Source organism: Clostridium drakei (genome assembly GCF_000633595.2).
Lineage (GTDB): Bacteria > Bacillota > Clostridia > Clostridiales > Clostridiaceae > Clostridium_AM > Clostridium_AM drakei.
The window spans coordinates 1-22,387 of record NZ_JIBU02000020.1; the positions used below are offsets into that span (position 1 = coordinate 1).

The 22,387-nt window shown below is 28.4% G+C and carries 20 protein-coding genes and 1 pseudogene; 13 read left to right on the forward strand and 8 right to left on the reverse strand.

Annotation, left to right across the window (positions count from 1 at the left end; translation table 11 throughout):
• The coding region (locus EG57_RS26275) for a hypothetical protein (RefSeq protein ID WP_032077215.1) at positions 1–1,236 on the reverse strand (1,236 nt) is incomplete at its 3' end.
• A gap of 572 nt (positions 1,237–1,808) precedes the next feature.
• Between EG57_RS26275 and EG57_RS0210715 the strand changes: the two genes are divergently transcribed.
• Positions 1,809–2,060 (forward strand): hypothetical protein, encoded by a 252-nt coding sequence (locus tag EG57_RS0210715; protein ID WP_032077216.1) that lies wholly within the window; start codon positions 1,809–1,811, stop codon positions 2,058–2,060.
• A gap of 173 nt (positions 2,061–2,233) precedes the next feature.
• Here EG57_RS0210715 and EG57_RS0210720 read toward each other — a convergent pair whose 3' ends face one another.
• Complete coding sequence (locus EG57_RS0210720) at positions 2,234–2,800, reverse strand: TetR/AcrR family transcriptional regulator (RefSeq protein ID WP_032077217.1); 567 nt, start codon at positions 2,798–2,800, stop codon at positions 2,234–2,236.
• Positions 2,801–2,979: 179 nt separating this feature from the next.
• On the opposite strand from EG57_RS0210720, the gene EG57_RS0210725 reads away from it, so the two are divergent.
• Positions 2,980–3,801: a nitroreductase family protein gene (locus tag EG57_RS0210725; protein WP_032077218.1), complete on the forward strand. Its 822-nt coding sequence runs from the start codon at positions 2,980–2,982 to the stop codon at positions 3,799–3,801.
• Between the two features lie 746 nt (positions 3,802–4,547).
• On the opposite strand, the gene EG57_RS0210730 is transcribed toward EG57_RS0210725, so the two are convergent.
• From EG57_RS0210730 to EG57_RS0210740, 3 genes are read right to left on the reverse strand one after another with little or no spacing between them, the layout of a single operon-like run.
• Positions 4,548–7,265: an AAA family ATPase gene (locus tag EG57_RS0210730; protein ID WP_032077219.1), complete on the reverse strand. Its 2,718-nt coding sequence runs from the start codon at positions 7,263–7,265 to the stop codon at positions 4,548–4,550.
• A complete protein-coding gene (locus EG57_RS0210735; protein ID WP_032077220.1) occupies positions 7,255–7,902 on the reverse strand; it encodes an ABC-three component system middle component 1 in 648 nt (215 codons plus the stop codon). The genes EG57_RS0210730 and EG57_RS0210735 overlap by 11 nt, the downstream gene beginning before the upstream one ends.
• On the reverse strand, positions 7,883–9,481 hold the full coding sequence (locus EG57_RS0210740) for a transcriptional regulator (RefSeq protein WP_032077221.1): 1,599 nt from the start codon (positions 9,479–9,481) through the stop codon (positions 7,883–7,885). Before EG57_RS0210740 ends, EG57_RS0210735 begins: the two co-directional genes overlap by 20 nt.
• 121 nt (positions 9,482–9,602) lie before the next feature.
• Here EG57_RS0210740 and EG57_RS26280 point away from each other — a divergent pair.
• Positions 9,603–9,746, forward strand: a pseudogene (locus EG57_RS26280) (nitroreductase family protein); the annotation flags it as partial.
• Between the two features lie 58 nt (positions 9,747–9,804).
• Here the strand turns inward: EG57_RS26280 and EG57_RS25155 are convergent.
• On the reverse strand, positions 9,805–10,635 hold the full coding sequence (locus EG57_RS25155) for a thermonuclease family protein (protein WP_052037850.1): 831 nt from the start codon (positions 10,633–10,635) through the stop codon (positions 9,805–9,807).
• Positions 10,636–10,946: 311 nt separating this feature from the next.
• On the opposite strand from EG57_RS25155, the gene EG57_RS0210750 reads away from it, so the two are divergent.
• The 7 genes from EG57_RS0210750 to EG57_RS0210775 all read left to right on the forward strand — a co-directional run bounded on the left by EG57_RS0210750 (position 10,947) and on the right by EG57_RS0210775 (position 15,298).
• A complete protein-coding gene (locus tag EG57_RS0210750) occupies positions 10,947–11,171 on the forward strand; it encodes a DUF1659 domain-containing protein (RefSeq protein ID WP_007060504.1) in 225 nt (74 codons plus the stop codon).
• A 60-nt stretch (positions 11,172–11,231) separates the two neighbouring features.
• A complete protein-coding gene (locus EG57_RS0210755) occupies positions 11,232–11,450 on the forward strand; it encodes a DUF2922 domain-containing protein (RefSeq protein WP_029162187.1) in 219 nt (72 codons plus the stop codon).
• 143 nt (positions 11,451–11,593) lie between these two features.
• Positions 11,594–11,767, forward strand: coding sequence for a YvrJ family protein (locus EG57_RS25830; protein ID WP_082085024.1), 174 nt, complete (start codon positions 11,594–11,596; stop codon positions 11,765–11,767).
• A gap of 274 nt (positions 11,768–12,041) precedes the next feature.
• Positions 12,042–12,686, forward strand: coding sequence for a sigma-70 RNA polymerase sigma factor region 4 domain-containing protein (locus tag EG57_RS0210760; protein WP_029162188.1), 645 nt, complete (start codon positions 12,042–12,044; stop codon positions 12,684–12,686).
• Positions 12,677–13,270 carry a sigma-70 family RNA polymerase sigma factor gene (locus EG57_RS0210765; protein WP_032077222.1) on the forward strand — a complete coding sequence of 198 codons (594 nt, stop codon included), beginning with the start codon at positions 12,677–12,679 and terminating at the stop codon, positions 13,268–13,270. Before EG57_RS0210760 ends, EG57_RS0210765 begins: the two co-directional genes overlap by 10 nt.
• Before the next feature lie 233 nt (positions 13,271–13,503).
• Positions 13,504–14,607: a DnaD domain-containing protein gene (locus tag EG57_RS0210770; RefSeq protein WP_032077223.1), complete on the forward strand. Its 1,104-nt coding sequence runs from the start codon at positions 13,504–13,506 to the stop codon at positions 14,605–14,607.
• Entirely contained in the window at positions 14,549–15,298 is a 750-nt protein-coding gene (locus EG57_RS0210775) for an ATP-binding protein (RefSeq protein WP_084572215.1), read from the forward strand. Before EG57_RS0210770 ends, EG57_RS0210775 begins: the two co-directional genes overlap by 59 nt.
• 97 nt (positions 15,299–15,395) lie before the next feature.
• On the opposite strand, the gene EG57_RS0210780 is transcribed toward EG57_RS0210775, so the two are convergent.
• Both EG57_RS0210780 and EG57_RS0210785 read right to left on the reverse strand, forming a co-directional pair.
• Entirely contained in the window at positions 15,396–16,109 is a 714-nt protein-coding gene (locus tag EG57_RS0210780) for an isoprenyl transferase (RefSeq protein WP_179944824.1), read from the reverse strand.
• Positions 16,110–16,262: 153 nt separating this feature from the next.
• The gene (locus tag EG57_RS0210785; protein ID WP_032077224.1) at positions 16,263–17,039 is read right to left on the reverse strand and encodes an EFR1 family ferrodoxin; all 777 of its coding nucleotides are present in this window, start codon (positions 17,037–17,039) and stop codon (positions 16,263–16,265) included.
• A gap of 337 nt (positions 17,040–17,376) precedes the next feature.
• Here EG57_RS0210785 and EG57_RS0210790 point away from each other — a divergent pair, with 337 nt between their 5' ends.
• The 3 genes from EG57_RS0210790 to EG57_RS26515 all read left to right on the forward strand — a co-directional run bounded on the left by EG57_RS0210790 (position 17,377) and on the right by EG57_RS26515 (position 22,376).
• Positions 17,377–19,278: a sigma-54-dependent Fis family transcriptional regulator gene (locus EG57_RS0210790; protein ID WP_052037852.1), complete on the forward strand. Its 1,902-nt coding sequence runs from the start codon at positions 17,377–17,379 to the stop codon at positions 19,276–19,278.
• Between the two features lie 218 nt (positions 19,279–19,496).
• Complete coding sequence (adhE, locus tag EG57_RS0210795) at positions 19,497–22,118, forward strand: bifunctional acetaldehyde-CoA/alcohol dehydrogenase (RefSeq protein WP_052037854.1); 2,622 nt, start codon at positions 19,497–19,499, stop codon at positions 22,116–22,118.
• A 99-nt stretch (positions 22,119–22,217) separates the two neighbouring features.
• Positions 22,218–22,376, forward strand: a complete 159-nt coding sequence (locus EG57_RS26515; RefSeq protein ID WP_161782706.1) for a hypothetical protein — start codon at positions 22,218–22,220, stop codon at positions 22,374–22,376.
• Positions 22,377–22,387: the final 11 nt, after the last annotated feature.

The following is a 22,387-nucleotide window of genomic DNA, read 5'->3' on the forward strand; positions in this document are numbered from 1 at the left end:
TGCAAATTTTGCATTCGTATTTGCTGTTACTGTTAAATTTGCATTACTTGTTAAACTTGCCGCTGGTATTGTTATTATCATTCCTGCACTCGATACTGCTGTCGGTGTTCCTGCTATTGTTATTGTCACTGCAGTAGCTCCTGCTGCTGCATTTGATTTTGCTGTTGCTGTTAATCCTGATGGTAAGTTTGCTATCCAACTTGCCAAATTATCACCTGCAGTTATATTGCTTGCAAGGGTGTCGTCTGTCAATGTTATTAATACATCTCTTGATGTAATTGCACTGTTTTGTGTACCATCTACTGTTATATTTCCTACTGTTGCTGATGGTACTGGTGCTGGCGCTACTACTGCAAATTTTGCATTTGTATTTGTTGCTACTGTTAATCTTAGATCACTTTTTAAGCTTGCTGCTGGTATCGTTATTGCCATTGGTGCACTTGATGTTGCTGTTGGTGTTCCAGCTATTGTTAGTGTTACTGCTGTAGCTTCTGCTAATGCAGTTGTCTTAGCTTTTGCTGTTAATCCTGATGGTAAGTTTGTTATCCAACTTGAAAGATCAGTATTTTCATTTATATCTTGTGATAATTTATCATTTATCAATGTTATTAGTACATCTCTTGATGTAATTGCACTGTTTTTTGTACCATCTACTGTTATATCTTCTGCTATTGCTGTTGGTATAGCCTTTACATTTATATCGAAATCCTGAAAAATGGCATAATCAACTGAAGTTAATACAACTTGTTTGACATTCTTTATATCTGGAGTAAGAGTGCTATAACCACTAGTTGATACTCCATTAAGAGTACTTGAAAAGGTTGAGCCATCTACATAGGTCAAAACATATGAAACCGCTGTATCAGATGCCAGAGCGTTAAATGAATTAATATCAAACATGTATCCATTTTGTACGCTAATAGTTAAATTAACACCAGACGATGCTCCACCATCATAAACATATATACCGCCATCACCTTGGCTGTTGTCATAGCCTAGAATATTACCAGGTAAAGCAGACAAAGTAACTGTTTTGCCGTCGGATAAAGTTCTATTTGAAGATTGTTGAGTATATTGTAAATCTGCGTCTTCAACTGCAAAACTCAGCGTTGCTGCATGTGTTAAAACAGTATTAAAATTAATTAATACAAATAAAGAAACTGCTGTCATAATAAGTGTTCTCTGAAACATTTTAATTCCTTGAAAATATTCTTTTAATTTTACAAATAAATTCAAAATCAAATCACTCCCCGCATTAAATATTGCGTAATACATATCAACATTAGGTCCGTAGGCAATTGTAACTTTCAAAATTCAGTGTAGTCATTATAATCACTAAAAAAATTACAAAATACTTGTTTATTAGAATTAAAAATGGTTTGTGAATTTTTCCATCAAAATTTCTTCTTTTTAGTTTTAAACATATTTTATTGTCCGTTTAACAACCTCCCTCTAAAATCCTGTGCTCTTGCAACATGCTTGTCTTTTGCAATATCAACACCAACAATAATTCTTGTAAGGGGTCAGACCCCTTACAAAAACTACAACAATTTAGCAAAACAAATTGTTACCGATTTGTTTACATCCCCCGAGGATAGTTATGAGCGCAGCGAATTTGCTAATACCTTTTAATTCTTTCACATTTTTTATTTCTTTTTGATTAAACCGTATTATTTAACATATCGAAGCAAAATAAGAAAACTTCATTATTTCATAATAAATAATACAATAATGGTAATATAACTAGTATTGTTAGCAAAGTAATAAAAATATCGGATGATAAATTAGATAAAGAAATCCACCAAGCTATGGAAATGTATGCTAAATTAGTAACTGCATGTCCTCATACATTTAAAGGAATAAAAAAATTTTTTTTAGAACAATGTGATGCTATTCCCATAGCACTAAATGATGATCGTATGAACCTTTTTAAATCAGTTGTAATTATGAAACATTTTAAAGATAAAGAGCATAAAGCACCAAAATTTTCTGATATGACAAATGAAGAAATAGCCAGATGGCATAAAGAAAAAAGTGATAATTTTTATTGGTATAAATGAGGAGGATATTAAAAAACGTAATCAACGTTTTCTAACATACTTCAATGCAATGGTTCAAATGGGGTATTTGCCTAAATTGTATTAAGAATAATAATTTTTAATACTTATCATCCTTTTCAAATAATTTCTCTAAAACCTTCTTACATAAAGAAGTATTTGTAAAAAATATAGTTCTATAGTTCCTTAACATCATAAACTAAAGGATTTATCAACTTTAATACAAGTTCTGCAAGTTGATCTGGAGTTTCTATAAAATTATTTTCTAGCCAATGAGCTTTTACTTGAACTAAACCACCTAATAGAAAATGTTTCATATATGATATTTCTAAATCAGAGTTAGCATAAAGTTTAATAATTGCTTGGTCAAAATATTTGCCCATATAGGGATAATAGAAATTCATAACTTTATGATTCACCTTACTTTTTTTTACTAATAACAAAAAATCCTTATTTTTATGCCAGTAATGAAAATAAGTTACTAATATTTTATACATATTCTTTTGGGGCATTTGTTCTATTTCATCAAAACAGTCTTTATATAATTTTTTTACATATTCATGAAGTACTTCTTCCTCTGTATTAAAGTTCCTATAAAAGGCTTGACGGGTTAAGTCAGCCTTTTTTATTATTTCTGTAATTGTAATCTTATTAAATTCTTTTTCTTCCATTAAAGCTAAAAGAGCTTCTGTAATCCACGTTTGGGACTTTAAAGCTGTGATGTTTTGTGTTTCTTTTTTCATAAAAGTTACATTCCTTTCTATAATGTATCACTTAAGCTAAAAGTATTGACCATACTTTTCTGATATTATATTATATAAGCAAATAAGTTACAAGTGTAACATTTTTTTGTTTATATTAAGTAAAACTTTCGTATGTGCAAAAATTGAATAAAAAATAAAATGTGAGTGGAGATGTTAATATGATGAAAGTAGATACTGAAAAGTGTGTAGGATGTGGATTATGTGTTAAGGATTGTTTTCCAAAGGACATAGAAATGATTGATAACAAGGCTAAGATTAACAATGTAACTTGTTTTAAATGTGGACATTGTATAGCAGTATGCCCTAAATCAGCAATAACAACTGATGAATACAATATGGAAGATGTAAAGGAATATAATAAAGAAGAATTTTCAGTACAGCCTGATAGTTTATTGAATTTCATTAAGTTTAGAAGAACTATAAGACAATTTGAAAATAAACCAGTAGAGGAAGAGAAGATTTCTAAAATTATAGAATCAGGAAGATTTACTCAAACTGGCAGCAATATGCAGGATGTATCTTATACAGTAGTAACAGAAGGAATACAGGAGCTTAAAGCTTTAACTCTTAAAAGTCTGAAAAAAATAGGAGAAACTATGTTAGCTAATCTAACTCCTCAGACTATGGCATATAAGAGATATGCTGAGTTATGGTTAAAAATGTATGAAGAATATTTAGAAAATCCTAATTTCAATGACAAACTATTTTTCAATGCTCCAGCATTAATAATTGTTACAGCTAATTCAGTTGTAGATGGAGCCTTAGCTTCTTCAAATATGGAATTAATGACTAATGCCTTAGGACTTGGAACCTTCTTCAGTGGATTTTTCGTAAGAGCTGCACAGGACAATAAAGAGATTTTGGACTTCCTTGGGGTTAAAGAAGGTAAACAAGTTGTTACCTGTATGGTGATAGGCTATCCAAAAGTTAAATATATGAGAACTGTACCAAGAAAAGCTGCAGATGTATCTTGGAAATAATATTTAGATGTTGTAGAAGTGTACTTTTGATATAGGGGCTCTGGAAACAGAGCTTACTACCTTTAGAAATGGGAGAATACAAAAATCAAACATAAACTTCCAGTTTCTGCAACGACCTCAGAAGTTCGCCTTGCTAACCTATTGAGGAAAATATGGAGATTATTTAAAATTTAGATGTTCTCACGCAACTGGTAAAGTTAACTGTCCCTGCGGGATGGCATGGTGCAGTACATCTAACTATGAATATTGTCATAAAATAAATTATAAAAAGAACAATAGACTTTTTTCTATCCTCATAGAAGCACTGAATATTGGCAGAATCTTTATAATCAAATAACCTCAATTGAAAGATGCAACTCTAGATTAAAAGAATTTTTAAATGTAAATAATCTGAGTTCATCAGGTATACGTAAAGCTAAAATGATTGCTCTTTTAAATTGTATGGCTCTAATTAGTAGAACTATTGCAGTTAACCAAAAGTCTAACGACTTAAAGAATATAGTGTAATATTAAGTAAAATTTCAAAAGTCATCCACAGGTACAGTAGTACCTAGCTTTGCTATAAAATTTTTCAAAAAGTTTGAGTAAACTTATCCACAATTTTAAAATTTTAATTGTGCAATTTCCTCAATTATAAAAGCTCAACCTCAGCTTTAATGAGACTTGAGCTTTTATAATTTATAATTTTTTATATTATGTGTTTCGATATTTTTTAATATGCCAAACTACTATCATATAATTACATTTTATTGAACTTTTATTTTAGGACCTTCCTCTCCATATCCTATAAATTGAAAAATTTTCACATTATTGTTTCTCATTTTAATAGACAACAATTTAGCAAAATTGCTTTCATGTGTAGACAAAATAATATTTGAATCAATACTTTTAGAATTTATTATAGCTCTTAATAAATCTATAAACGTTAAAATATTAATATCATCCATACTCTGAATCGGATCATCTAAGAAAAACTGTTTTAATTTGCTAATTTTTTGATTAAGAGACAATCCTAAAAATATACTCAATGCTAAAATATTCAATTGAGCAGAACTAAAAATATGATCTAAAAATATATTTTCACTACTATCATCCATTATATTAATCCATTTGTTTCCTCCCCTTGCATTACTGTAATCAATTTTTATTTTTCTAAAAAAAGGATGTGGATTAATCTTTTCGTATATAAATTGAATTAATGGGTTATTATCTAATCTTTCTTCTATCATTTTTCTCTGATATATAATTGAATTTCTATTAATTATATCAATATATGTTTTATATTTCTCAAGTTCATTTAAATCTGTTTTTAGATTGTCCTCTTTTTTAGAATATTTTACATACTCCTCAAGCATTTCTTTATTTTTTGTAATAAATTCATAGGGTGTTATTTTTTGTATAATATTTATAATTTTATTTAATTCATTAATCTTTTTCTTTAGTAAACTCATATTTTTTTCTTCATTATAATTTCCCAGTAATTTTTCTATTGTATTTAATCTTTCTTTTAATATATCTATATTTAAATCATATATACCATATTTTTTATTATAATTTTCTTCCATTTTGTTAAGTATAACTTCTATATTCTCTGTTTGTATGTTTTCTATTTCTTTTTCACTAATATCTTTAAAATCTTTATCAAAAACTATTTTATAAATTTTTTTGTACGCATTTATTCTATTTTCTATTTTTTTACTTTTATTATCAAATGTATTAATATGTTTGCTATGACAATTTATGATCCATTGCAGCTTTATTTCTATTTTACAAAAATAACTATTATATAAGTTTCTTATTCCTTTAAAATTGTTTAAAACTTTAGAAACTATCTTTTCTTGATATATTTTTTGTAAATTTTTTAATGTTTCTATTTTACCTTCTAATTTTTTCTGTGCTAATTCAATTTCTTTATTTGATCCTTTAACTGTAATATCTATTATATTTATCAATTTTTCTTTATTGTTTATTGATGTGTTATTTAAAATACTGTCATCTTTATTATATTTTGAAAAATCATTGTTAAAACATATAGGGCAATAATCTAAATTTTTATCATCTATGTATTTTCTAACATCATATAATATAGTTACATATTTATCGTTTATTTCAGAACTTATTTTTATAAGTTCTTTTTCAGATTCAATGGTATCATTAATTTTTGAAATATTTAATATATATTTCTGATTTGCTTTTAATATTTTTTTCCATGTATTTAGTTTAACGGTTTTTTTCAATTCATTTAATTCATCATAGTTATTTGAATATTTTCCAAATAACTTTATAAATTCAAAAGTTTCTTTAGATTTATCTATAAATTCTTCTAAAAGCCTATTAGTCATTTTATTTTTTTCTCTCTTATTGAGGAATTTATTCCATAAATCTCTATATCCATCACATTTATCAAACTCAGTTTCTAATACTCGTAAATTTTTTTTATAGTAAATAATTTTATCTATATAATTAATCTTAGTTAATTCACTTATGTTATTTTCTTTTAAAAACATAATACTTTTAATAGTTCCATATAAATTTATCATTTTATTTATCAAAAATTCTTCTACTAGCAAATCTAATATTTTACTGTACCGTATATATTTATTAATAATTATATTAAGTTTTAAAATGCAATTATTTACTTCATTAATACATTGTTTTACATCATAGTATTCAAAATCACTTTCTTTTTTTATTATTTTCTCATCTAAGTAAATGCATTTTTCTTCGAAATGAGCAATTTCCTTAATAATCCCTTTAACTTTTACTTTATATTCTTCGAAATTTCCCCATCCATTATTAGCAAATATATCTTCCAACTCTTTTTTACTATCATTTATATAAACTAATTTTTTACTTATTTTGTTTATAACACTAGGTAACTTTCTTATTTGTGACTTATCTGAAATTTTTTTAATAGAATCAAGTCCTAAAAGTTTTAGAAATTCATCTGTTCTTTGGGCTGGATCCTTTGCTCGCAATATACCATTCATATTTTCTTGACTCAAAAAATTAGTTCTAAATACATCTCCTAAATTGTCTTCATCAATATCATACAATAGTTTATCACTTAGCAGACTTATGTCACTCAAAAATTCTGATTTATAGTCCGCTTCATCAATTGAATTAGATTTTGAACTTCTTTTAATAACAATTCCATCTTCAAAACAAATAGAAACTTCAACTACGCGGTTTTCATCTTTCTCTGTTTTATTATGAAATTTTAAATAATTACTTTTTTTTAAATTATCTAGTTTCATAATATTTTGCAAGTTTTGAATTCTATTTAATCTGTCTGTTATACACCATTCAATAGCATCAAAAAAGCTTGTTTTTCCAAATCCATTATACCCACTTAATAATACTAAACTATTATTCAAATCTTTAAATCTAAAAAAACCTTCTGGATCATTTAAGTTCTCACCATATCCTCTAAAATTTTTAATACATACTTCTTTAATTCTCAAAATACTCACCTCCATCTATTTTCTTATCAATCTCTTCTACAGTTAGCTTTATTTCATCTAAATACTTTCCTAAATCTATTAAACTATTTACGTTTTCAATCTTTATAGAATTTGAATTATCTATTTTTAATATATTTTCAAAAACACCTTTCATTGATAATTTTTCATTACCTGTAATAATTTCTTCTAATCTTTTGGAAGGTTGAAAAATATCTATCAAGTTATTCACAATACTCTCTTTATTGGTATCTTCCACTACTATTTTTCTAGCTACAAACTTGTCTCTTTCTATTCTGCTTATCTGTTCTTGATTATAATTTTCATTGGTATTATCTAAAAAATGAATTCCTACTATGTATAAATCCCATAGTATTGATATTAAATTCAACTTATTAAAAATTTTCTCTTTATCTTTTAAACTTAGATTTTTTTTAATTTTTTCATCAAATTGACCCGTAGAAATATAATCTGCTATAAAAACACTATCATCTATTAAAGACTCTGGACCCGTTTCATTCATATTTTTAATAAAAAACACTCTATCTTCATGAACTGTAATGAAAAATTCTTTATCTTCTATATAAACCTTTTCAAGACATATTCCTGATTTATTCAATTTATTCACTATATACTCCATTTTTATTCTTTTCCTCCTTACAATTAAAAAACTTATTCAGACTATCTCTTACTTCTTCATCAGTCCCATCTATAAAAATGCAGTCATCACATCTATAATCAATATTTTTATGAATAATATAATTTTTATATAGAGTGTCTTTATCTGCTGTAGTTATATCATCTACAATTCCAAAAACTTCCTTTGTTTTTTTTTCACATGGTCTATTATTACGCCTAAATTGAGCATTAAATACAACCGTTAATCCTTTACTAATATTATTAATGTACTTATCACCATACTTATTTTTAAGATCTTGTAGAAACTTTCTCATATTGGTAGATATATTTCTATATTGGTATGGACAAACCTTATAAATGTATTTTATTAAATCCTTTATATATATATTTTCAATTGAATTGTTAAATTCTAGAAAACTTATATCTTCTATTTTTTTATTTTCATATACAGCAATAATTGTTAAATGGTATATTATTTTTTGTATAATGTCATTTTCAAAAGCCTCTGATTCTAATGTATATGTTTCTATAAAAATTTTATAAAAACTTTTATCAGTTAGTTTCTTTAAAAATTCTTGCTTAATTAAATTATGTTTATCAATTAATTCTTCTTTTTTACTTAATTCATTATCATTAACTAACTTATTAAAAAATGTTTCATCAATATCAATTTGTTCTATTATATTTTGTATTTCCTTTTTACAAATCCATTGTAATTTTTCTTCTTTATATGTATCAATACACTTCATCAATTCTTTTGTAGAAAATTTTTTCATATCATCAAATTTAGGATTCTCATTCAAATCAGAATTTTCAGCAATTATTCCAAAAAATTTATCTATAATTAAATTTTGTATTTTTTCATAATCACTCTCTTCTATATATTTTTTTTGCTTATCACATATACTTTTTAAATTTAATTTAATCTCTTTCTTTAATCTTGATATTGAATCTAATTTACTCCTATCATTTCCAAAATTAAAAATTAATTTTTTTACAAAATCATCTAATGTTACTTTTTCATCAACATAAGCATACTCTTTATAAATTTCCAATTTAAAATTATCATTATAGAATATAGTTTCTTCTAAGTTCTCTATGTAATATGACTCCTTTTTATCCTCTTTTAAACGGCTCTTTTCATCTTTCTTATACTTTTCATAATTATCACTATATGGTTTAACACTATTTTTACAATGTCTCATAATACATTTCATCACATAACATTTTTTTTCTTCTATACCTAAACTTCCACTATTCCACTTTAAAAAAAACTCAATATAATCTTTAGTAGGAGATACATTGGTTGATAATATTAATTTTTCATCCATAGACGAATATCTATAAAAATTATATATTGTTTTTATAATATCCTTATCATATAAACCCATATTAGCTTTATGAAATTTAGCCTCTATTGATTGTTTTTTTTTTAAATAATTAACTACTCTTATATCAGCATCAGTTTCAATTCCAACTTCTTCTATCTCATTAATGTTACATGTTAATTCTTTGCATGCCAATAAAATTTGATAATAATATCCAGCTATAGATCCACTCACATTAGTTGATTTGCACATTTAAACTTCCTCCATAATATTTCCATATGTAACTTGTATTGTTATATATTTAGCAAATAAACATATTCAACATACAAATACAAATTCCTCTTAATAAAATCAAATTAATACATATAAAAGTAAACTATTCTTCAATGCTCCAGCATTAATAATTGTTACAGCTAATTCACTTGTAGATGGTGCCTTGGCTTCTTCAAATATGGAATTAATGACTAACGCTTTAGGGCTTGCAACCTTCTTCAGCGGATTCTTAGAAGCAAGCTCAGCCAAGGCTTCGCAACGACCCCCGGGGGTCGTTAACAAATTATTAATAATTTGTTTTGCTATTGAGGTGGATTACAAACACTACAAGGTTCATATCCTTGTGCCTTAGCATCACTTAAACTTATAGCAGATTGACTCTTTCTTAAATACTTACAACCTGCAGCATGATATTTTTTCCCTGTTCTAGTTATATAAACAGTAGCAGTTTGATTATTACTTTGAGTTGTTTGTTGTGCTGAAGCCTGTTGAACTGCAGCACTACTATTATTTGAAGAACTACTTGCATTGCTTGTACTACTGCTGCTAGTTGATGTATTTGGTGCTGCTATTCCATCACCTTTGGTAGTTCCATTAGAATTTATAGCCCAAAGACCTCTACTATTTTGTCTAGCCTCTGCAGCAAACTTTTTAAAGTAATCAGCATATTTTACATCTGGTGGATAGGTAGATTGCTCTGCATACCCATTTAATGCTAAAACGGAATTGAACATTTTAGTTCTAATTTCATTTTCGTTTATTTCTTTTGGCTGCTCTAACCAAACATATCTTAAAAGTCTTCCATACTGATCAGTATCACTTGTATCTTTCTCAAGATATACTGTCTTTCCTAAAAGTTGAGATTTTGTGTAGTTAGAAGCTTCCTCTCCATATTGCTCATGTTTTGTTGTACTTTCTGGAGTATTAACGCCTATAAATCTAACCTTTGTTTCAGTACCATCCTCTAGCTTTACATAAACAGTATCTCCATCAACATGCTTGGTCACTACTACTTTGTCTAATTTTATAGGTGATTTAGTTTCTTCCTGTTTTTGCGTTGCTGCTACAGCATTCTGTTGAGCACCTGAATTACTTGAGCTGCTTGAATCAGAACACCCTACCCCTGTGAACAAAAAACAATTGTAATAAGTCTAATTAAATATTTGTTTATATTTTTTTTCAAATTCATATTTGTCCCCCTTTTCACCTTATATTACACCCTAATTATATAATGTTTTTACTTTATTTTCAATTTTTTACTTATTAATATAGAAAACTCAGATTTTCGACATGCAAACACACGTTTGATGAAATTAACTTATTAAATTTCTAATAAATGGAGGTAGTTATTTATGAAAGTAGCTATAAATTGCTAAACTACATAAAATCTCTGTCTCCTTTTCAAAAACTCAACCTATATATTAAGTGAAAGGAGATGATAAGCATGGCTGCAAAAGCAACAAAGCTTGAAACTGCAATGATTCTTAAGTACAAGGATGGTGTAGACAAAAATGGAAAGGATGTAATCAAAAAACAAAGTTTTTCAAAGGTGAAAACTTCAGCAGCAGACCAGGATATTTTTGATGTAGCAAAGGAATTTGAAAAGCTGCTTGGAAAAACTTTAAACGAACTTGTAAGAGAAGACCAGAGTGGAATAACCAACGCTTAAACTACAAAAATTAAACACTCAACTATTCCAAAATAATAAAAAGACTAAGGGGGTATTAATATGGCAAAATCATTATCTATGACTTTTTTAAATGAGGAAGGCAAAAAATCTTCCATAACCTTAAATAATGTTAAAGAAGATGTCACTGAAGCTGAGGTTAAAGCAGCTATGGATGTAATATTAGCTAAAAACATATTTACATCCGGTGGTTTGGATTTAAAATCAAAGGATTCAGCCCACATAGTAGAAAGAAATAGTTCCAGCCTAGCAGTAAAATAGACAAAATTTCAAATTTATAACTAACAAAGGAGCTGTCTTAAAGCTCATAAGTAAGCATTTAAGACAGCTTCTTCTCTACTTTATCATTTAAATTTTGAAAATGCTTCACTAAATGGATTTATACTAACTTGGAGGTTTTTAACATGGACATGAATCTTGTAAATTTAATAGGCAACGTAGGCTTTCCCATTGCGGTATCTGCTTACCTCTTAGTAAGAATTGAAAGCAAAATGGAAAACTTAACTTGCAGCATAAATAATTTATCCAATGCTATAAACCAAATGATAAGAAATGAAAAAAAATCAAATGATCCCTGATGTAAAATAATCAACTTCAAAAAATTCTGATTGAAAATAAATCAATCAGAATTTTTTTTGAAATATTTTTCTCATAATTTTACCTATATAGAAGAAATTCAACACTAAAAACAGTTATATTTCTTTCTTAATTTCAAATAATCCTCATATAATGCCAACTTTTCAGCATATTGTAGAAAAAAGCTGTAAAAATAAGTAAAATAGGTATGCAACATTTTATTCACAAATTGGAAATAAGCTATTGAAGGGTAAAAAAAGAAAGAGAGGTAATAATATGCTTACTTACGAAACTGATTTTGAAAACTTTTTAAAAAGATTAAGGTCCAAAGACGATGAAGCCTTTAAAAAGCTGTTCAAATACTGTGAAGGCTTCATTATAAAAAAATACCATGAAAAGATTGGTAAAGCTTATGGGAACCAATATTGGCATGATTATGAAAGCGAAGTATTTACGTCAATTTTTAAAGCAACTTTGAATTTTAATGGAAACAATAAAAGTAACTATAAAAGTTATATATATGAAACTATATTAAATTGTTTAAGAAAAACCATTAGAAATAACTGTGACTCTCAAATTATAATTAAATATTTAGATGACGAAAACGATTTAGCCTATGTAGAAAAAAATTTTATCTATAAAGAAGATAGTGCTTTAAATGAATTTTTATTTAATAAAGATTTAATGGATTATTTAAATCGTAAGCTAAAACCTTCAGAAATTGAGTTGTTTATATGTGTTTTTTATAAAAAGGAAGAACTAAAATATTTTGCTGAAACTCATAACATAAATTATTCCACTGTAAGATCCACATTTTTCAGAATGCGTAAAAAAATAGAGTACAAAAAAATTAAATCCTTATTAGAATTGAAACATAGTTTGTTCTTATTTGTAGCCTGTATTATTGGGGGGTGCTTATAATATTACAGCTTCTAGATTTAGTAAAAAAGGCCCAAAATGGAGATAAAGCATCTCTTCAAGCCATAATCAAAAACTTTGAAGGCTTTATGTATAAAACTGCTAGTTCTATTTACATAAATGGGTACGAAATAGAAGATCTAATACAAATAGAAGCTATAGCTTTAATTAATGCTGTATTTAAATATAACTGTGAATATAAAAATGCTTTCACAACCTACGCGGCTACTGCTATTAAAAATGCTGCAAACAATGAACTTAGAAGTTATTTAAATAAGAAAAATGGAGAAAAATTTGAATTTAGCTTAAATAATACTATAGATGAAGACACTGAATTCATGGACATGCTTCTTAGTGCTGATAATGTGGAAGAGGATATTTTACTAAAAGAAGAGGTAAAAACTTTAAGAAAAGCTTTAAAAAGTCTGCCTGACAACTTTAGAGAAATTATATGCTGGCACTATTTTAAGGAAAAATCTTTAAAGGAATATGCAGAGCTTAAAAATATAAAATATTCAGCTGCAAAGAAAAGACATGCAAGAGCACTGGAGAAACTAAAACAAATAGTTTATAGCTTCTCTAGTTAAGAACTAATAGTGAAGAGTTAATAGTGAAGGATGATTTTTAGCTGCCGCAAAAATCTTTAAATTTATATAAGTAAAAGCTCAGCAATGTTTTGCTTTAGCAAAACGATTCTTCAAAAACTTAATTAAAGATTTTTTGTAGTGTAACGGAAAAAAATCCACATTAACTATTAATTCTTCCCTCTTACCTATTAACTAAAAATACAAACTATATAAATAAAGGATTGGTGTTAATTATGAAAAAAGTACTTTTGGAAAATGAAATCACTATGGTCTTTCAACCTAAACTTGCAGAGATTTTTGGAATTACAGAAAGTATAATACTCCAGCAAATCCACTACTGGCTTTTAAAAAGCAATCACATAATAAATGGCACACCTTGGATTTATAACAGCTATGAAGCCTGGCACAATCAAATAAGCTTTTTATGTAAGAGAACCATAATAAGAGCTATAAAAAAGCTTGAAACTGCAGGAATTGTTCTAAGCTCTAATTTCAATAAATCAAAAATGGACAAGACTAAATGGTACACCATAGATTATGAAAAACTTGAAAGCTTATGTGATTCTTTTGAAGATGGTACTAATTCAACAATTGACACTAAAAGAAGGCCAGGTGAAAATTCATCTGAAACTTCTGAAGATGATAAAAAACTAGAAGCTCCTGATAACTTAGAAGCAAATGAAATTTCTATGGATCAAAATATTTATTACAACAATGATAAAACTTATGAAAATTTAGATGATGTAAATAAGTCCAGCAATAAGTACCTTTCTCATTCTTCCATTGAGTCAAAAAGTCAAATGGATAATGCCTATTTTAATAAAGCAATACCAAAGATTACTACAGAGACTTACTTAAAAAAAGAAGAAGAAGAGTTCACCGATGTTGTAAGTTTTTACAGTGACAATATAAGCTGTGCTAGTCCTTATGAAATCGACCTGCTAAAAAATTTTATGGAGGACTTTAATTCCAAGGACTTAATTATTCTTGGCATAAAGCAGGCATTAAAAAGCAATGCCAAAAATTTGAGATATATTGAAAAAGTGCTTTACAGCTGGAAAAATAAAGGTTTAAAAGATGAAAATGAAGTTATAAATTATTTAAATAATTATAAAAAACATAAGAGTTATTACGGTTTTCATAACTTTAAAACTAACAGTGATTTTCTTGATGATTATAAAAAGCTGCAAGGAGGGGAAAGCTTTGGAAGAACATGGGGAAACTATGAAAAGAGTTGGGGATATAATTCAGAGACTGAGGAAAAAGAATTTGGAAAATATGAAAGAGAGGACGAAACAACAGAATTGTATCAAGGAGACATGGAAGGACTCATCTGAAGTTGACGCTTTAGAAAACTGCCCTATTTGTGGTGGAAAAGGATATATTATAAAACACTCTCCTGATGCTCAAGATACCATCGCCTTTTGCAAATGCAGAGAAATGGATAAGCTTAAGAGAATGTGGAGTTTTTCAGGCATAGAAACTCAAAAAAATAAACTTACTTTTAAAAACTACAATGCTTATAATGAAGTTACTGAAGAAGCAAAAAATACTGCTATCAAATACTTTAGAAGCTTTAAACAAATAAGAAATACTAGAAAAAACAGCATAGCTTTTTTAGGACAAGTTGGCAGCGGGAAGTCACACCTGAGCATAGCCATAGGTTTAAATCTTCTATCAAAGGGCATTCCCGTAATTTACATGTCCTATAGAGAACAAATATTAAAATTAAAACAAAATATTTTAGATGAAGAATACTATGAAGCTTGCACACGAAAGTTCAAAACAGCACAGGTTTTAATAATAGATGATCTCTATAAAGGCAAGCTTACTGAATCAGACATAAATATAACCTTTGAAATAATAAATTATAGATACATGAAGAATTTGCCTATAATAATCTCTTCTGAATTTACTATAGAAAAACTTTTATCTTTTGATGAAAGCATAGGCAGCAGGATTTTGGAAATGTGCAAAAATTTTACTGTAGAAATTCGTGGCAAGGAAAATAATTATAGATTGAAATAATTCTGTGCAATCTTATAATAATTAATTACTCACCTTTTTAGAGGACAATTGTCCTCTGTCCTCTGAAAAAGTTGTGTCGCAGCTTATATTTACTAAATTACTCAATTACATTGCCATATCTTCTATCTCTTTTAGAAAAGTCATAAATTGCTTTTTTCAAGTCATCTTTTTTAAAATCTGGCCATAATACATCAGTAAAATATAATTCCGTATAGGCCATTTCCCAAAGTAAAAAATTAGATAATCTTTTTTCTCCGCCTGTTCTAATAAATAAATCTGGTTCAGGAATATCAATTGTATCCATATGTGAAGCAAACAAATCTTCGTTAATTGATGAAGCATCTAACTTATTATTTAAACATTCTAAGACTATCTTTTGAGTTGTACGTATAATTTCATCTTTTCCACCATAATTTAATGCAAGTTGAAATTTTAGTCCTGTACAATTTGCTGTTGCCTTCTCTAAGTTAATTATTGAACTTTGAAATTCATTATCCAGTTTTTTTATATTGCCTATTACCTTTACTCTCATATTATTTTTTATTGATGTTTCAATACTCTTATTAAAGTATTCTTTTAATAATTTCATCAATCCTTCAACTTCATCTTTCGGACGCCTCCAATTTTCTGTTGAAAAAGCATAGATTGTCAAATATTCTACTCCTAAATCATATGTATCTTTACATATGTTTTCTAATGTTTTCCCACCTTGTCTATGTCCAAACGTTCTAGGCATAAATCTTCTTTTCGCCCAACGTCCGTTTCCATCCATCATAATTGCAATATGCTTTGGAATTTTTATATTATTCATCGATTATATTCCTCCATTGTGCATTCTTACTTTACCTACTTGACATAACTCATTCATATTAAATCATTCAACTATTTAATCTGCTGAATTATGACTTATACCTACAATATCAAATATATGCTTTTCTAATAATAATAACCCAAGTGGTGCTTTTTAATACTTTTGAAACAATTCCATAACCTTTATATCTGGATGATGGTATCGTCCTCTTTTAACTGTGTTTTTCTTATACTGGATAGATTGCTGTGGACACCACTGCATACATCCAACACATAATTCACAGTTATGCTGCCACTTTGGTTTTCCTTCAATAATTTTTATATTATTAGCAGGACAAATCTTTGAGCATGTGCCACATCCATTACACTTGTCATCTGTCCAAAAGTTTTTATCCTTATCACTGGGTTTAAAGCTTTTATATATGAATCCTCCAATAGTATTCACAATCACATTGCCATTTTTACCTACAACCTGATTATTTTTTATTATTGGAGCAATTTTAAGAATTTCTTCTTCCTCTTTTTTAAAAAGCTGCTGCTGCTTTTCTTCTGAATATGGAGGATACATAACCTGATAGCTGCCAGGCATAGCAATACCAAAACTTGCAGACAATTTTGCTCCCTTTTTATTTAGTATATTCTCTATTTGCTTAATTGAAATACCACTACCTGATCCAAAAGTTGCCACTGCAAAAATATATGCATCTTTATTGATTTGAAGTTTTTCTAAAAAACTCTTAAACATTGTAGGCAGCCCTAAAAAATAAACTGGATATACAAATCCTATTTTCTCAGATAGATCACTATCTATGTCTTCTATATTGTTCTTACTTATTTGTACAAGTTTTACCTCATCTAATGCACTACTTAAATCCTTTGCCACTTTTAAAGAATTTCCTGTTCCCGTGAAATAATAAATTGTTGTACTCATAATTACCTCCAAAATTTAATTAATTTCCTTTATCTCTATTTTACTATATTATTTATAAAATAGTATTTTAATAAGCATCTATCCATAAGCAAATTTTATTACCATATAATTATTATAACTCTCAGCCTCTGTAATATCCCTTCGACAGAATCTAACGAACATGATAATATAAACATATGGGGAAAAGAAATGTGCTTAAAAAAAAAGATAGAGATAGTTAAAAAATTATCAGAAAAAACAGAAAAAAGAATATTTATTTAAATTTATTGCAAATCATGTAGATTAGATTAGCAAACAGATAAATTTTAAAAAACATGGCATATCAAATCAAATTGACATGGGGAGGATATTTAAATTGAAGCTTGAGAATAAGAAAAACAAAATAGATATAATTGAAAATTCGCATAAAAGATCAATAGATTATGGTATCGAAAAAAGCAGAATATTTCCAAAGAAAGTTCTAAATCCAGAAGAAACTATAAATAATAGTAAGAAAAATGAAAAACTTTTAAATATAGCTTCTCGATTTATGAGAACCTTATATGATTTTTTAAAGGGATCAGGATTTTTTATAGTTTTACTTGATAGTGAATGCTGCATTCTAAAGGTTTTAGGAGATGATGATGTAGTAAAGGAAGCACTAGATTTGAATATGGTAGTAGGTGCTTATATGTCAGAAAACAGTATAGGTACAAATGCAATGAGTATTGCTTTAAAAGAACATACTCCTATTCAAATTTCTGAAAATGAACATTTTACTACTGCATATCAAAGATGGACTTGCTCTGCAGCACCAATTCATGATATAGATGGAACTGTAATTGGAGCACTTAATTTAACTGGTGATAAACAAAAAGTTCACCAACATACACTTGGTCTTGTAGTTGCAGCTGTAAAATCCATTGAAAATCAAATAAAATCAGAATATATGAATTCAATAGTAGATTCCATTTCTCTAGGAGTTTATGTTATGAATAAAGATGGAATTGTGAAAACTATAAATAAAGAAGCCTGCAGCATTTTAGGTATAAAGGAAGAAGATATCGTGGACAAGAAAGTAGATATTATATTACCTGATTGGGTTAATATATTTGAAAAAGTTAAAAAAGGAAATATTTATAATAATATAGAGGTAATTTTAAATAATGAAATTGCAAAGGCAAGATACAATATATCTGCAACTCCAATGGAAATTGATAATGAACTTAGAGGTATGGTTATTGTTTTCACAAAGATACAAAAAGTAATTAAATTTGCAAATAAATATAGTGATGGTAAAGCTGTTTATAATTTTGAGAATTTTATTGGCCATAGCAAAGAAATCAAAAAAGTAATAGACTATGCTAAGCTAATAAGTTATTCTTCATCTACAGTACTTATTCAAGGTGAAAGCGGAACAGGAAAAGAGCTTTTAGCTCAATCTATTCACAATTATAGTGCTAGAAATAATAATACATTTATAGCCATTAATTGCGGAGCCATTCCTGAAAGTCTCATAGAAAGTGAACTATTTGGATATGAAGATGGTTCCTTTACTGGAGCTAGAAAAGGAGGCTGTGCAGGTAAATTTGAGCTTGCAAATAGAGGTACTCTTTTTTTGGATGAAATATGTGAAATGTCTCTTAATATGCAAGTCAATCTTTTAAGAGTTTTACAGGAAGGATATATAACTAGAGTTGGAGGAAATAGAATCATTCCTGTGGATGTAAGAATTATAGCTGCAACATATAAAAATTTAAAGAAAGAAGTTGAAGAAGGAAGATTTAGAGCAGATTTATTCTATAGATTAAGCGTTGTTCCAATAAAAATCCCACCACTTAGGGAAAGAGAAGGTGATTTACCAGTGCTTATTGAACATTTTTTAAAGGTAAAGGCAAAAAAATTAAACAAACCGCTTCCAATTGTCAATGCAAATGTATATGAAAAAATGCTAAATTATAATTGGCCTGGAAATGTACGAGAATTAGAAAATTGTATTGAAAACATAGTACTTTTAAATGGTGAAAGTACTATGGTTTTTGAAGATAGTAAAAAAAATAATACTATAAATGAGATTACTTCAAATAAAATATTAAGTGTAGAAAGCAAGAAATTTTATACTTTAGAAGAATCAGAAAAAAATGAAATAATAAGATCACTAAATCAAAATCAACACAACCTTACAAAAACAGCAAAAACTTTAGGTATAACTAGAGCAACTTTATATTCTAAAATGAAAAAATATGATATACATCGATAAAATCCAAATAATATAAAAAACAATATATTGTATTAAAATTATACGATGTTTAAAATTTATACGATAAAACATAGCAAAAAGCATAAAAATTATACAATGCTAAAAAAGTAAACTTGATGATGTAAATGATTTCATTTCATAAGAGTTTGGCATGTCTTTTGCTTATATAGTTAAGTAGATAGTTTAAAGCGACTATATTTTATGAAAGAGGTGTTCTTATGAAAGAGACTAATGTAAAACTACCAAAAAAGACAACTACAGAGAGAGTTACAAATGCTGAAGAATTAGCTATCAGAATGGCTGAGGTTAGAGAAGCACAAAAGAAGTATTCCACTTTTACGCAAGAGCAGGTAGATCATATATTCAAAGAAGCAAGTATTGCAGCAAATTCTCAAAGAATTCCTTTAGCAAAATTAGCTGTTGAAGAAACAGGAATGGGACTTGTAGAAGATAAAGCTATAAAGAACCATTTCGCTTCAGAGTATGTATATAATCGTTATAAAAATGAACAAACTGTTGGTGTTTTCGAACATGATGATGGCGGTGGTATTTCTAAAATTTACGAGCCAATTGGAGTTTTAGCAGCAGTAGTTCCAACTACAAACCCAACATCTACAGGAATATTTAAAGCACTTATAGCTTTAAAAACTCGAAATGGTATTGTTTTTTCTCCACATCCAGGAGCTAAAAAATGTACTATTGAAGCAATTAAAGTAGTAAGAGATGCTGCAGTTGCAGCAGGTGCACCTAAAGATATAATAGCGTGGGTGGATGAACCATCAATAGAACTTTCAGGACTTGTTATGAAATCAGCTGATTTGATACTTGCAACAGGTGGTCCTGGAATGGTTAAAGCAGCTTATTCATCAGGCAAACCAGCTGTTGGAGTTGGTTCAGGAAATACACCAGCAATTATTGACGAAACAGCTGATATTAAAACGGCTGTAAGTTCAATTTTACTTTCTAAAACTTTTGATAATGGAACAATATGTGCTTCAGAACAAACAGTAATAGTTTTAGAAGAAGTATATGAAGCAGTTAAAAAAGAATTTATAAAAAGAGGAGCTTATTTCCTAACACCAGATGAAACAGAAAAAATAAGAAAAGTAATATTAGTTAACGGTTCATTAAATGCTAAGCAAGTAGGTAGAGCTGCTTCAGTTATAGCAGGGCTTGGAGGAATTAAAGTTCCAGAAGAAACAAAAGTTCTTATAGGAGAAGTTGAAAATGTAGAGCTTGATGAAGAATTTTCACATGAAAAATTATCTACAGTGCTTGGTATGTACAAGGCTAAAACTTTTGATGAAGCTTTAACAAAAGCAGAAAGACTTGTTGTGCTTGGAGGCTATGGTCATAGTTCAGTGTTATGGACACACAGAACTAAGTCTAAAGACAGAATAGCTAAGTTTGGTTCGACTATGAGAACTGGAAGAATTATGATTAACATGCCATCCTCACAAGGCGGAATAGGTGATATATTCAACTTTAAGGTTAATCCTTCATTAACACTTGGTTGTGGATCATGGGGCGGAAATTCCGTTTCAGAAAACGTTGGAATTAAGCAACTATTGAATATTAAAAATTTAGCTCAAAGGAGAGAAAACATGCTTTGGTTTAAAGTTCCATCAAGAGTTTATTTTAAATATGGCTGCCTTGAAAATGCTATAAAAGAACTAAAGGTATTAGGCAAAAAGAAAGTATTTATAGTAACTGATAAGATTCTTGTTGATCTTGGAATTGTTCATAAGGCTACAAAGATTTTAACAGAACTTGGAATGGACTATAAGATATTCTCAGAGGTTTTACCAGATCCAACTCTTGCTACAGCAAAAGCAGGTGTTGAACAATTGAATAGCTTTAAACCAGATACAATTATGTCAATTGGTGGAGGATCACCTATTGATGCAGCTAAGATTATGTGGGTATTGTACGAGCATCCAGAAGAAAAATTTGAAGATTTAGCTATGAGATTTATGGATATTAGAAAGAGAGTTTATACCTTCCCTGTAATGGGTTCAAAATGTTATATGGTTGCAGTTCCAACTACAGCGGGAACTGGTTCAGAAGTTACTCCATTTGCAGTAATCACCGATGAAAAAACAGGTGCTAAATATCCAGTAGCTGATTATGAATTGCTTCCAAACATGGCTATAGTAGATGCTGATCTTATGATGAATATGCCAAGAGGATTAACTGCAGCTTCAGGTATAGATGCTTTAACACATGCTTTAGAAGCTTACGTATCAGTTATGGCTTCAAGCTTCACTGATGGATTAGCTTTAGAAGCTATAAAGGAAATTTTCAACAACTTACCATTAGCTTACAATGAGGGTCCTGATAACATAAAAGCAAGAGAAGCTATGGCTCATGCTTCCACAATTGCTGCTATGGCCTTTGGAAATGCCTTCTTAGGAGTATGTCATTCAATGGCACATAAATTAGGATCAAAACATCATGTAGCCCACGGAGTTGCTAATGCATTATTAATTAATGAAGTTATAAAATATAATGCTGTAGATAATCCAAGAAAACAAGGTACATTCCCACAATATGAATATCCAAATGCTAAGAGAAGATATGCAGTCATTGCTGAAACTCTAAACTTGGGAGGTTCTACAGACGATGAAAAGGTAGATTTACTAGTTAAAGCTGTTCAAAAATTAAAAGATCAAGTTAACATTCCTAAATCTATAAGTGCTGCAGGGGTTAAAAAAGAAGACTTCTATGCAACATTAGATGAAATGAGTGAATTAGCTTTCGATGACCAATGTACAGCTGCTAATCCAAGATATCCATTGATTAAAGAAATTAAAGCTATGTATATAAAAGTGTTCGAATAATAGATTACTCAACAACAAAAAAGTTTGAAAATAAATATTTAAGGTTTGATAACATATATGTCAGCAGTCTCTCTAAAAATGAAAGGATGGTGTAATCTCATGGCTGTAGATGTAAAAAATATGTCTGATGAAGAAATGAAAGAAAAATTGTTGGAAATCAAAATTGAAAACCTTAAAAATATTGAAGCAAAAAAACAACTTAAGCTTACAAAACTGAAAAAAATAAAACAGGACAAGACTGTAAACAGATTTTCATAAGCAATCAAAAC

What these genes read in the sequence shown, in the direction of transcription:
- EG57_RS0210725 (WP_032077218.1), top strand. Translation starts at nt 2,980, where the DNA reads ATGATGAAAGTAGATACTGAAAAGTGTGTAGGATGTGGATTATGTGTT.
- EG57_RS0210750 (WP_007060504.1), top strand. Translation starts at nt 10,947, where the DNA reads ATGGCTGCAAAAGCAACAAAGCTTGAAACTGCAATGATTCTTAAGTAC.
- adhE (WP_052037854.1), top strand. Translation starts at nt 19,497, where the DNA reads ATGAAAGAGACTAATGTAAAACTACCAAAAAAGACAACTACAGAGAGA.
- EG57_RS0210775 (WP_084572215.1), top strand. Translation starts at nt 14,549, where the DNA reads ATGAAAGAGAGGACGAAACAACAGAATTGTATCAAGGAGACATGGAAG.
- EG57_RS0210755 (WP_029162187.1), top strand. Translation starts at nt 11,232, where the DNA reads ATGGCAAAATCATTATCTATGACTTTTTTAAATGAGGAAGGCAAAAAA.
- EG57_RS0210785 (WP_032077224.1), bottom strand. Translation starts at nt 17,039, where the DNA reads ATGAGTACAACAATTTATTATTTCACGGGAACAGGAAATTCTTTAAAA.
- EG57_RS0210790 (WP_052037852.1), top strand. Translation starts at nt 17,377, where the DNA reads ATGGGGAGGATATTTAAATTGAAGCTTGAGAATAAGAAAAACAAAATA.
- EG57_RS0210770 (WP_032077223.1), top strand. Translation starts at nt 13,504, where the DNA reads ATGAAAAAAGTACTTTTGGAAAATGAAATCACTATGGTCTTTCAACCT.
- EG57_RS0210740 (WP_032077221.1), bottom strand. Translation starts at nt 9,481, where the DNA reads ATGTGCAAATCAACTAATGTGAGTGGATCTATAGCTGGATATTATTAT.
- EG57_RS0210735 (WP_032077220.1), bottom strand. Translation starts at nt 7,902, where the DNA reads ATGGAGTATATAGTGAATAAATTGAATAAATCAGGAATATGTCTTGAA.
- EG57_RS0210780 (WP_179944824.1), bottom strand. Translation starts at nt 16,109, where the DNA reads ATGAATAATATAAAAATTCCAAAGCATATTGCAATTATGATGGATGGA.
- EG57_RS0210760 (WP_029162188.1), top strand. Translation starts at nt 12,042, where the DNA reads ATGCTTACTTACGAAACTGATTTTGAAAACTTTTTAAAAAGATTAAGG.
- EG57_RS0210720 (WP_032077217.1), bottom strand. Translation starts at nt 2,800, where the DNA reads ATGAAAAAAGAAACACAAAACATCACAGCTTTAAAGTCCCAAACGTGG.
- EG57_RS0210715 (WP_032077216.1), top strand. Translation starts at nt 1,809, where the DNA reads ATGGAAATGTATGCTAAATTAGTAACTGCATGTCCTCATACATTTAAA.
- EG57_RS26515 (WP_161782706.1), top strand. Translation starts at nt 22,218, where the DNA reads ATGGCTGTAGATGTAAAAAATATGTCTGATGAAGAAATGAAAGAAAAA.
- EG57_RS25830 (WP_082085024.1), top strand. Translation starts at nt 11,594, where the DNA reads ATGGACATGAATCTTGTAAATTTAATAGGCAACGTAGGCTTTCCCATT.